Source organism: Staphylococcus sp. 17KM0847, assembly GCF_013463155.1.
In the GTDB taxonomy this organism is placed as follows: domain Bacteria; phylum Bacillota; class Bacilli; order Staphylococcales; family Staphylococcaceae; genus Staphylococcus.
In genome coordinates, this window is sequence record NZ_CP040781.1 from 1,389,198 (window position 1) to 1,400,885 (window position 11,688).

The window sequence follows — 11,688 nt, forward strand, 5'->3', positions numbered from 1 at the left end:
TCTTGCCACTCCTTATAAATTTTGATATTGATCGTGTAGGTTGAACTGCGTCTCGAATTGGTGCGCCACACGATATAGTGTTTTTTCATCAAATGGTTTACCAATAAGTTGTAATCCAATTGGACGACCATTTTCAGCTAATTGACATGGTACCGAAATACCAGGTAAGCCTGCTAAATTCACAGGTGTTGTTAATAAGTCATTGGCATACATTGTTAATGGATCATTGATTTCTGCACCTAAATCAAAGGCAACTGTTGGCGTAGTTGGTCCTAAAATAACATCATAATCTTTAAAAACATTTTCAAAGTCGTTTTTAATTAATGTACGTACTTTTTGTGCTTTTTTGTAGTAAGCATCATAATAACCTGAACTTAATACATAAGTACCAAGGAAGATACGGCGTTTCACCTCTTCACCAAAACCTTCGCTACGTGACATTTTATAGAGTTCTTCCAATGTATTCGCTTCTTTTGAATGATAACCATAACGAATGCCATCAAAGCGTGCTAAGTTAGATGACGCTTCTGCTGATGCAATGACGTAGTATGATGGAATACCTGAAGATGTACGCGGTAAGCTAACTTCTTCAACGATAGCACCGAGTGATTTGAACGTTTCTGCCGCTTTTAATACCGCTGCTTTCACTTCATCATCAATACCCTCACCAATATACTCTTTTGGTAATGCAATTTTCATACCTTTAATATCTTTACCAATATCTGCAGTGAAGTCTTGAGCGACATCTGGTGCGCTTGTTGAGTCCATCGGGTCCTCTCCAGCAATCGCTTCTAATACTAATGCGTTATCCTTAACATTGCGAGTAATAGGTCCGATTTGGTCTAATGATGATGCAAATGCGACTAAACCATAACGTGATACGCGACCATATGTTGGTTTTAAACCGACAACACCACAATATGCAGCAGGTTGACGAATTGAACCTCCTGTATCCGTTCCTAAAGTAAAAGGCACTAAGCCTGCTGCAACTGCTGCCGCCGAGCCACCTGAAGATCCACCCGGTACCGCTTTATGGTCGAATGGGTTGACTGTCTTTTTGAAATAAGATGTTTCTGTTGATCCACCCATCGCAAACTCATCAAGGTTTACTTTTCCGATAAGCACACCGTTTTCAGCATGTAACTTTTTCATAACAGTTGATTCATAGATGGGTACAAAACCTTCTAGCATTTTACTTGCACAAGTTGTTTCTAAGCCTTCTGTAATAATATTATCTTTAATCCCCATTGGAATACCAAACAACTTGCCATCCATTTCACCTTTTGCTTGTAATTCATCAAGCTCAGATGCTTTTTTTAGTGCATTCTCTTTATCTAATGCTAAAAATGATTGAATTGTTGGATCTGTTTCTTCAATTGCTTCATAAATATCTTTTACGATTTCTGAAGGTTTAATTTGATTATCTTTAATCATCTGTTGTAATGTTTCGATTGATTCATAACGGATGCTCATCTTTACGCGTCCTCCTCATTCATAACAGCTGGTACTTTGAATTGACCTGCTTCTACTTCTTTTGCGTTAACTAATGCTTTCTCCTGCGGTAATCCTTTTACTGCAACATCTTCTCGCAAAACATTTTGTAAATCTAAAACATGGTTTGTTGGATTAACATCTTCTGTGTTAACCGAATCAATTTGATGGCAAAAGTTTAAAATACCCGCTAAAGTTTCTTGCATTGCATGTGACTCTTCTGCCGTAACATTTAAACGCGCAAGATTAGCAATATGCTCAACTTGTTCATGTGTTATTTCAGCCATTAAGATATAGCCTCCTTAAAATACTCTTTTATCTTCAAATTGTATCAAACTTTACGTTAAAAATCTAAATAATTTATAAGTCATGTGCTTAAATGATAACAAGTCTTTGAAACTTCAAAAGTTTTATATGACTTCACTCTAAAAACATTTATTTTTTTGAGATATACAGCATACGTCATCACTCAGTATATTTCTCGTTAGTTATTTTGAACATATTAAAGTTTCTATTCTATTTCCAGTAATGGCTATACATTCACCTCTATCATTCTCACAATTTTCGCTTGATATGTAAAAACAAGTCCTTTCCATATCTTCTTGTTACTGTATAATAGTATTATGTAACACAAATAAACTAAAGGGGGAAATACTGATGTTTTCATTAGGCGCAACATTATCAAGTCAAGTTAATCCTGACTGGCAAACATATATTATGATTGCTATCTACTTTATTATTTTGCTAGGTATTGGTTACTATGGCTACAAACAAGCAACAAGCAACTTAAGTGAATATATGCTTGGTGGGCGTGATATCGGTCCATGGGTAACAGCACTATCTGCCGGTGCATCTGACATGAGTGGTTGGATGATTATGGGGTTACCGGGTGAAGTTTACTCAACAGGGCTATCTGCATTATGGCTCGCAATCGGTTTAACGCTCGGTGCATATATCAACTATCTTGTCGTCGCACCAAGACTACGCATTCATACAGAAATTGCGGGTGATGCGATTACATTACCTGACTTTTTTAACAATCGATTAGATGACCGATCAAATGCAATCAAAATCATCTCTGGTTTAATTATCGTTGTCTTTTTCACACTGTACACACATGCAGGACTTGTATCAGGTGGTAAGCTATTCGATAGTGCATTCGGTGTAGATTATCGTGTTGGTTTAGTTCTTATTGCTGCGATTGTTATTTTGTATACATTCTTTGGAGGCTATTTAGCTGTTTCTATTACCGATTTCTTCCAAGGTGTTATCATGCTTATTGCAATGATTATGGTACCTATCGTTGTTTTACTAAAACTTAATGGTTTAGATACATTTAGCACGATTGCAGAGTTAAAACCTACAAACCTTGATTTATTCCGTGGTACAACAGCCATTGGCATCATTTCATTCTTTGCATGGGGACTTGGTTATTTTGGCCAACCTCATATCCTTGTACGTTTTATGTCTATCCGATCTATCAAACTGTTTCCACTTACACGTCGTATCGGAATCTCATGGATGGCAGTAGGATTACTCGGTGCTGTTCTTGTCGGTCTGTTAGGTATCGCTTTCGTCCCAGCACAAGGTGTAGAAATTAAAGACCCTGAAACACTCTTTATTTTAATGGGACAAATTTTATTTCATCCGTTAGTGGGTGGTTTCTTACTCGCAGCCATTTTAGCAGCAATTATGAGTACGATTTCATCACAACTCCTCGTAACATCAAGTTCATTAACAGAAGATTTTTACAAATTAATTCGTGGTAACAAAGCAAATACAGCAGCACATGAAAAAGAGTTTGTTTTAGTGGGACGTCTCTCAGTTATTCTTGTCGCAATTGTTGCAATTGCAATCGCATGGTCACCTAACGACACGATTCTTAATCTTGTTGGTAATGCATGGGCAGGCTTTGGTGCTTCATTCGGACCACTTGTGATTATTTCTCTATATTGGAAAGGTCTATCACGTACAGGTGCGATTGCTGGTATGATTGCCGGTGCATTGACTGTTATTCTATGGATCATCTTTGCACATCCACTCGGTGAAACGTATGCGTTCTTTAATTTATACGAAATTGTACCCGGTTTCTTAGTCAGTCTTATTGTAACTATCGTTGTCTCTAAGATCACTAAAAAGCCTGGTGACTTTGTAGAACGCGACCTCAACGAAGTAAAACGTCAACTTAGTGAAATTAAACATTAATTGTATATTTAAAAAGCCGATTAAATGCCTCTATCACGCATTAATCGGCTTTTCCTATTTATTTTATATCCATCCTTTATCTTTCGCTTTTTGCCATGCCTCAAATCGATTGTTTGCTTCGAGTTTATCCATAATTGTTGATGTATAATTACGCACTGTACCGTCTGATAAAAAAAGTGTTTTTGATATTTCCTTGCTCGATTGCCCTTTACCTATCTCTTTTAAAACAATTTGTTCTTTATCTGTTAATGGATTTTTATCACGCAATATAGATGTCATTAATGATTCACTGTATATTCTCTTTCCTTCCATGACTTGCTTTATCGTTTCAACTAATTCGTCGATTGAACTTTCTTTTAATACATAAGCATCTACATCATTGGCAACAGCAGTTTCAAAGTACCCCGGTCGTTTGAACGTCGTAACAATTATCATTTTTGTAGGGAGATGTGTCTGTTTAACTATCTTAAGTAACTCCAAACCTGTCATTTGTGGCATTTCAACATCAACAATTGCAACATTCGGCTGTAGGTCTTTAATCATATTTAGTGCATCTTTACCATTTGCAACGTCCCCTACAACTTCAACTTCTTCATTTAAATGCATTAATTTTACCATTGCTTGTCTCAACATTTCTTGATCTTCAGCAACGATTACCGAAATCATCAACAATCATCTCCTCTTGGCAGTGTCAATTTTAATTCAAGACCTTCATTCAAATGACTCTGTACATCTAGTCGTCCATCCATCGCTTGGACACGTTGATAAATACTCTGCAAATCCTCACTTTTAGCTTTCTCCATACCTACGCCATTATCTCGTATGATCATAATAAAGCTTTTTTCTTTCTCAATGCACTGCCCTACAACTTTAGTCGCTTGAGCATGTTTAATCACATTGTTAACGGCTTCCCTTAAAATCATTGCCAAACGTGATTGTTTTGTTGGGCTTAATGTTGCAGTACATTCTATATTATAAAACTCTAGAGAAATATTCATACTTTTTAATAATGTTTGAACTGCTTTCACTTCATCTTCAAAAGACTGTAACTGTAAATCATCTACAATCTCACGTACCTTTACTAAAGCTGCTTTAGACAAAGTATTCACAGAAGTCATTTCCATTTTGGCTTGTTCAATATCTTTATCTATAAGCTTTAGTGCTAATTCTGATTTAACACTAAGGCTCGCAAACATATGCCCTAATGTATCATGCAAATCTTGACTGATACGATTGCGTTCTTGTTCCGCAATTAAAATATTGATTTGCTTATTTTGTTGATATATCGTTTTTTTCAACTCATTCTTCTCTACAGTTCTAATATTAGCAAGCATCGTAATTGTCATAATGATTGCCATTGATATACAAATCACAACAAACTCTGAATCGTAGTAATAAATGACAGTGATCACAATAATAAGCATCATAAAATACATAATTGATTCTGCTGATAACATTTTAATTCGAAAAACATAGGGCAGAATATATGCTCCATAAAAGAAAAAGAAAAAATGACCACTATTAAAAAACAACACAAAATATAAAATTCCTAATAAATATATGGTTAAGCAGGTAAACTTTATAATACGATATGATGAAAGGTCGTAATAACACATCATAAAATAACTGATAATAAATAAAAATGTAACACTTATACCCAGCCATAGTGATCCTTTATAATCCCATACAGCCAAATTAATGATAGGGAAAATCAAATAAATTAAGTTTGCTGTCGCAATGGGATTTTCCTTTAACCTTTTCACAATATTGTACATTACACCACTTCCACTTTTTTATGAATCATTAAGGCGCTACTCATAAAAAGTATACTATAAAAAATCAAAATAAAAAGTGAATTAAAGGCTACATGTCCTGTTGTTGTAAATGATAATGCTAATTCTTTTAAATTATATGTTGGTGTTAAATATGAGATCTGCTGTAACCATGTTGGAAACGCTTCTGTCGGAAACCATAATCCGCCTAAAATCGCAAGACTTAAATAAACAATATTCGCAATTGCGCTTGCCGTTTGTAAATCTGAAATCTGTGAAATTAAGATTCCTATGGATAAAAATAGTGTCGCTCCTACCCAAAGTAAGACGCCTGATCCTAACCATTCCATAAGTGACATATGTACACCATTATATAAATTTCCTACTACAAAAAGTACACTGATTGATATGAGAAATAAGCACATCATTTTTATGACTTTACTCATATAATAATAAAATGGTGTAAAAGGGGTTCTAAATAAACTTTTATTCCATCCTATTTCCTTGTCTTCTATCATCTCTAATGGAAATGTCATAATACAAAAACTACTCATACTAAAAACAGCCATACTATACATATATTCCTTATAAAATTTTGTTTCATAACTTTTAGGGGTATCTAAGATTGTAGTAAATAATAGATAAAATACACATGGCAATAGTATGGATAATACTAAATATAATTTTTTACGTGATGTAACGATTAGTTCACTTTTAAAATATTCCAATAGCATCACACATCACTCCTTTGAGTATTCTGTAAAAAAGTATCCATTAATGATATTTTACTAATTTCAATGGTATTTAAATCCACTTCTGTTTTCATCAGTTTTTTAATAAGTTCATTCATATTTTGTGTTGTTATTTTCAACCTATCTCCTACTTCTACAATCTCCACATTGCTTAGTCCTTCAATCCTGTCACGATACATAAGCGGTATATAAATATATGTTATATTTTGTTTATTTCTAATATTGTAAGGCGTATCATCTATTACGCATTTTCCTTTATTAAGAACAATAACACGATCCGCTACTTGCTCGACTTCTTCAATATAATGAGAAGTATATAATATCGTCTTTCCTTCACTTTTCATTTCCTCAACAATTCGCCAAAAATGAGCTCTCATACTTGTATCCATCGCTGCAGTAGGTTCATCTAATATAACAATATCTGGATCACCCATAATCGATAACGCAAAGTCTAATATTCTTAGTTCTCCTCCCGATAGTTTTGAAGTCATTTGTTTCAGTTTTGTTTCATCAAAACGTGTGATTTGTTGAAACTTTTCAAGAGAATACGGATGATCATAAAAAGATTGATACAACGTAAATAACTCTTTAACTTTTAACAAACGAGGAAACGCTGTTTTTTGAAATAAAATACCTACTCTTTGTTTGTTTAATATTGACGCTCTACCTATAATCTGCCCGTCGTCTAATCGTCTATCACCTATTAATAAATCAATCAATGTGGATTTTCCTGCCCCATTTCTACCAATAAGTGCTGTACATACACCTTTATGAATCTGAAATGAAACATGATCAAGAATTTTTTGATTGCCATATGCTTTAGAAACATTTTCAATACTGATCATTTATATCACGTCCTTTCTTCTCTATCTTATGTCATCATACGCGAGTCTATAAGTGCAATCTGTCAATTTTAAAATATGACAAATGTCATAAAAAATAAGACGATCAAATCCTTTTTATGATTTAATCGTCTCATTCTAAAGCCTTCATTATCCAGTTCTCACAAAAGTAACTCGAAGAAAAATTGTTAAAACACATTTCCACTTCAGGCACATACTACTATTTGCATATATTTACTTATATGTTCACATAAAATTGATGCACCTCTCCTAATGTTACAAGTGAACATTTAAAATATCTCATTTACTATAAGCACTAGACCGAATCGTACTTAAAGCTCACTTCCCTTTGTTTTATCATTTTCAGCACAAGGTCAATGAAATGGTATTTTATTGTTACGATTTATTATCGAAATTACGCCCTTCTAGTCCAGCTAATTCTTCTTTCGATGCTGCAGGTGCTTTCATTTCAAAAATTTCATCTACAACTGTGTAATCATAATATCCTAAACGGGCGATGGGTCTTATCGATTTAATATCTAGCTTCCCGTTATCTAAAATCACATGATCTTCAATATGTACTTGTGCAACACGACCGATAACAATATCTACTGTTGACACAGGATCCCCTGTCGGAATTCGGATCGTTTGAACATATTCACATTCAAAGTGTACAGGCGATTCTTTAACACGATAACCTGGCGCTTCAATACATTGTTCTTTCGTTACACCTGCAAACTCAAATTCGTCTTCTTCGGGCGGCAATGCTTTAGCTGATAAGTTCACCGCTTCTCTTAAATCATATGTCGCCATATTCCAAACAAACCAACCTGTTTCTTCTGCATTTTTCACAGTATCTTTGCGTTCATGATCACCTAATACAGACTGATTGGCAGCAAACATGACCATTGGGGGATCCCATGTTAAATTTTGATATTGGCTGTATGGTGCTAAATTATCTACACCTTCTTTAGATTGTGTGGATATCCAACCAATCGGACGTGGTACTGTACTGCTTTTAAACGGATCATATGGCAGACCATGACTTCTAATACCTTGTTTTGGAGAATAATTCATATCACAACACCCCTTCATTATTTTGTATTATTTGCATTTTATAAAACAATAACACTATCGTCTAATATAAAAATACTATCTATTTATAAGTGAAAACTATATAAAAATGCCACTGTTTATTAAAATGGCTGTCCATCTTCTGTGGTGGATAGATCATTAAAAGTACCGCATTTTATTTTTATTATAATTTTATATACATAGAAATAGTTAAGGTGTCTAAACGTACAATCCATTCAAGTTGTGCGCTTTTTATATACCAAAAAAGGTGAGACAGCATATGCCATCCCACCACAAAAGGTGAAGTCACTAATAAACAGTGACACTTGATTTATTGATTATAGATATGTACTTGTGGCTCAGAATCATCTTTCGTTTTAGTAATGAGTGCTCGAGGTTGACTGCCATCTTTAATATGAATCTCATATGTTGGAACATCTTTAAAATCTTTTTCAGCTAATTGCGTCACATATTGTGTAATACCAATCAACTCAGCCTTACCATAATAATCAATAGGTAAGTCTACGACAAGGTTGTCTACCTTTTTACTGATAAATTTAGCTTTACCCACAGCCTGTGTAAAGTTATTAAAGTAGGATTGCAAACTACTATTAAAATCTTGGAAGTTATTATTCAAATTATCATCTAACTCTGCTGCTTCACTTGATGGTAATAGTACGGACTGTGCATCTACCTTTTTCCACTCATTCAATTTAGAGCCTTTTTCTTCAGAGACTGCATAACTCACGAAATGTCCGGGTACAATATCTTCTTCACTAGATTGGATATAAATTGCAAATGTAATTGGAATATCTTTAAGCTGATCATTTTCTCTTAAACGTGACAACATCTCGTCTGCCATTTCTTGACCTTTTTGTTTCACTTCTTTTTTATCAAGCTTTTTACTATATGTCTCACCGTATTGTTCTTTTTGATAATAGTACACACTATTCATCGCAAGACCAATTGTCATTCCTTTAATATCCTTGCCTTTTGTATCACTTGTACCATAAAAATCTTGTTCTAAAATATTAGACAGCAATGCAGGTGAGTTTTTAGCAATTTTTTCTGGATCTTTTTCACCGTGAACAGATGGATTCAATCCTAAATTTTCTGTCGCATTATTTTTTTCTTTTTCTTCATCGCTCATTTTTTCAAGTTCTTTTTTAGTAAATTTAGGTTTTAAGTAAGCACGAATCGTATCTTTATCTAAAAATTGACCATCTTGATATAAATATTTATCTGTTGGAAAAACTTCTTTGCTTATTTTTAACAGACCATCTTCAAAATCTTCACCATTGTAACTGTTCGCCATTTCTTCTTGCACAAGACCTCTTGCTTGACTTTCTTTAAACGGCAAAATTGTACGATAATTTTCACCTTGTACATTTTTATCTGTTGCCATATCTTTGACTTTACTTTGTTTTTTAGAGGTGTTTTGTTCTGTATCTTGCTTGGGTTGTTCATCATCTGTTGGTGCACAGGCTGTCAATAATAGACTCAGCCCTAATACTGCTGCAAATATTCGTTTTATCGCCTGCTTTCTCATACTTCACTCATCTCACTTTGCTTATCTATAAAATCTTGCTCATTCCAAATAGGCGTACCGAGTGTCTCTGCCTTAACTAATTTTGAACCAGCGTCTACTCCCACAATTACAAGGTCTGTTGATCGAGTTACACTATTTGTCACTTTTGCACCTTGTTGTTTTAACCATTGTGATGCTTCTGAGCGCGTCATTTGCTGTAGTTTACCTGTTAACACAATCGTTTTCCCTTGAAAATCCGGGTGTCCTTCTACTTGTGATAATTTTTGTCCAGTAAAAGTCATATTTACACCTTGAGCTGTAAGTTTATCAAGTAATGCACGAATATCTTTATTCGCCATATACGTTACAAATGATTGTGCTAATTTTTCACCAACGTCATGAATGGTTACCAGCTCTTCCTCAGTAACGGCAAGTAAACGTTCCATTGTTTCGTATTTTTCTGCTAACACTTGACTCGCTTTCACTCCAAGATGACGAATACCCAAACCAAATAATAAATGTTCTAGGGAACGTTGTTTTGATGCTTCAATCGCTGAAAGTAAATTTTGTACTTTTTTCTCTCCCATACGCTCTAATGGAAGTAAATCCTCTTGTGTTAAATAAAAAATATCCGCTACATCTCGAATCAATTCATGCTCATATAGCTGTTCAATAATTTTTGTGCCTAAACCATCAATATTCATGGCCTGACGCGATACAAAATGAATCAATCCTTCTACGAGCTGTGCCTGACATTTCGGATTAATACATCGCAATGCCACTTCACCTTCGATGCGTACCAACTCATGATTACAGCTCGGGCAGTGCGTTGGCATATGGTATGTTTTAGTACCTTTTGGACGACGTTCTATCACAACACGTACAACTTCTGGAATAATATCTCCTGCCTTTTTAACCACTACACTGTCACCAATTCGAATATCTTTGTCATGAATCAAATCTTCATTATGTAATGATGCACGTGATACTGTTGTTCCAGCTACACGTACAGGTTCTAATACTGCTGTTGGTGTTACTACTCCTGTACGACCAATACTCAATTCAATATTTTGTAAAGTGGATACCACTTCTTCAGCAGGAAATTTATAGGCGATTGCCCAGCGTGGAGATTTTTGTGTGAATCCCATTTCATCTTGATGATCAATGTCATTCACTTTAATCACAATGCCATCAATATCATATGGCAATTTTTCTCTATGTTCTGTCCAATATGCAATGTAATCTAACACGCCATCAATGGAGGTTACCTCTCGGCGTTCCTGATTCGTTTTAAAACCAAGTGCATCCAACTCATCTAATGCTTCACTTTGGGAAGTTGCTTCTAATTCTGTAAAATCGTTAATGCTATATAGGAAAATATCCAATTTACGTGCAGCTGCTAACTTGGAGTCTAATTGTCGCAATGACCCTGCTGCTGCATTACGTGGATTAGCAAAAGGTTGCTCCTCGTTTTTCTTTTTCATTTCGTTTAAGTGCAAAAATGATGAACGTGGCATAAAAGCTTCTCCACGCACTTCAAATGAAATTGGAGACTTCAATGTTAATGGAATCGCATAAATTGTTTTCAAATTTTCTGTGATGTCTTCGCCTATTGTTCCATCTCCACGTGTTAGGCCTTGCACAAATCGACCATTAACATATTTCAATGATACTGCTAATCCATCTATTTTCAACTCACACATATATGTCACTGCACCAACTGCTTCACGTACACGTTGATCAAAACGACGTAAATCTTCTTCATTAAAAGCATTTCCTAAGCTAAGCATCGGCGTATCATGTTGGACTTTATTGAATGTAGATTGTGCCTGTCCTCCTACACGAACAGTTGGTGAATCTGCTGTTCGCAATTCTGGATGTTTTTCCTCAATATGAATTAATTCCGCTAACAATTGATCATATTCTGCATCTGGGACACTGGGATGATCTTGCACATGATATTCATAATTATATTGATGCAACAATTGATGCAATGTTGCCACTCTTTTGTTAAGCTCCCCCAC

The 11,688-nt window shown here is 34.9% G+C and carries 10 protein-coding genes; 1 reads left to right on the forward strand and 9 read right to left on the reverse strand.

The genetic code is table 11. The annotated features are described in order from the left end of the window. Positions 1-12: 12 nt before the first annotated feature. Together gatA and gatC are read right to left on the reverse strand one after the other, a co-directional pair. Complete coding sequence (gatA, locus tag FGL66_RS06780) at positions 13-1,473, reverse strand: Asp-tRNA(Asn)/Glu-tRNA(Gln) amidotransferase subunit GatA (protein ID WP_180809090.1); 1,461 nt, start codon at positions 1,471-1,473, stop codon at positions 13-15. A 2-nt stretch (positions 1,474-1,475) separates the two neighbouring features. Next, positions 1,476-1,778, reverse strand: coding sequence for an Asp-tRNA(Asn)/Glu-tRNA(Gln) amidotransferase subunit GatC (gene gatC, locus FGL66_RS06785; RefSeq protein WP_180809091.1), 303 nt, complete (start codon positions 1,776-1,778; stop codon positions 1,476-1,478). A gap of 370 nt (positions 1,779-2,148) precedes the next feature. On the opposite strand from gatC, the gene putP reads away from it, so the two are divergent. Further along, entirely contained in the window at positions 2,149-3,696 is a 1,548-nt protein-coding gene (gene putP / locus FGL66_RS06790) for a sodium/proline symporter PutP (RefSeq protein WP_180809092.1), read from the forward strand. A gap of 63 nt (positions 3,697-3,759) precedes the next feature. Here the strand turns inward: putP and FGL66_RS06795 are convergent, their stop codons facing one another. The 7 genes from FGL66_RS06795 to ligA all read right to left on the reverse strand — a co-directional run bounded on the left by FGL66_RS06795 (position 3,760) and on the right by ligA (position 11,688). Beyond that, on the reverse strand, positions 3,760-4,362 hold the full coding sequence (locus FGL66_RS06795; protein ID WP_180809093.1) for a response regulator transcription factor: 603 nt from the start codon (positions 4,360-4,362) through the stop codon (positions 3,760-3,762). Then, entirely contained in the window at positions 4,362-5,231 is an 870-nt protein-coding gene (locus FGL66_RS06800) for a sensor histidine kinase (RefSeq protein WP_258007261.1), read from the reverse strand. Before FGL66_RS06800 ends, FGL66_RS06795 begins: the two co-directional genes overlap by 1 nt. A 239-nt stretch (positions 5,232-5,470) precedes the next feature. Beyond that, a complete protein-coding gene (locus tag FGL66_RS06805; protein ID WP_180809095.1) occupies positions 5,471-6,202 on the reverse strand; it encodes an ABC transporter permease in 732 nt (243 codons plus the stop codon). Then, on the reverse strand, positions 6,202-7,065 hold the full coding sequence (locus tag FGL66_RS06810; protein ID WP_180809096.1) for an ABC transporter ATP-binding protein: 864 nt from the start codon (positions 7,063-7,065) through the stop codon (positions 6,202-6,204). The genes FGL66_RS06805 and FGL66_RS06810 overlap by 1 nt, the downstream gene beginning before the upstream one ends. Positions 7,066-7,458: 393 nt before the next feature. Next, positions 7,459-8,139, reverse strand: a complete 681-nt coding sequence (locus FGL66_RS06815) for a flavin reductase family protein (protein ID WP_180809097.1) — start codon at positions 8,137-8,139, stop codon at positions 7,459-7,461. Between the two features lie 328 nt (positions 8,140-8,467). Continuing rightward, a complete protein-coding gene (locus FGL66_RS06820) occupies positions 8,468-9,670 on the reverse strand; it encodes a CamS family sex pheromone protein (RefSeq protein ID WP_374757683.1) in 1,203 nt (400 codons plus the stop codon). A gap of 11 nt (positions 9,671-9,681) precedes the next feature. Further along, positions 9,682-11,688, reverse strand: coding sequence for an NAD-dependent DNA ligase LigA (ligA, locus tag FGL66_RS06825; protein ID WP_180809099.1), 2,007 nt, complete (start codon positions 11,686-11,688; stop codon positions 9,682-9,684).

What these genes read in the sequence shown, in the direction of transcription:
- FGL66_RS06795 (WP_180809093.1), bottom strand. Translation starts at nt 4,362, where the DNA reads ATGATTTCGGTAATCGTTGCTGAAGATCAAGAAATGTTGAGACAAGCA.
- FGL66_RS06810 (WP_180809096.1), bottom strand. Translation starts at nt 7,065, where the DNA reads ATGATCAGTATTGAAAATGTTTCTAAAGCATATGGCAATCAAAAAATT.
- putP (WP_180809092.1), top strand. Translation starts at nt 2,149, where the DNA reads ATGTTTTCATTAGGCGCAACATTATCAAGTCAAGTTAATCCTGACTGG.
- FGL66_RS06805 (WP_180809095.1), bottom strand. Translation starts at nt 6,202, where the DNA reads ATGCTATTGGAATATTTTAAAAGTGAACTAATCGTTACATCACGTAAA.
- gatC (WP_180809091.1), bottom strand. Translation starts at nt 1,778, where the DNA reads ATGGCTGAAATAACACATGAACAAGTTGAGCATATTGCTAATCTTGCG.
- FGL66_RS06815 (WP_180809097.1), bottom strand. Translation starts at nt 8,139, where the DNA reads ATGAATTATTCTCCAAAACAAGGTATTAGAAGTCATGGTCTGCCATAT.
- gatA (WP_180809090.1), bottom strand. Translation starts at nt 1,473, where the DNA reads ATGAGCATCCGTTATGAATCAATCGAAACATTACAACAGATGATTAAA.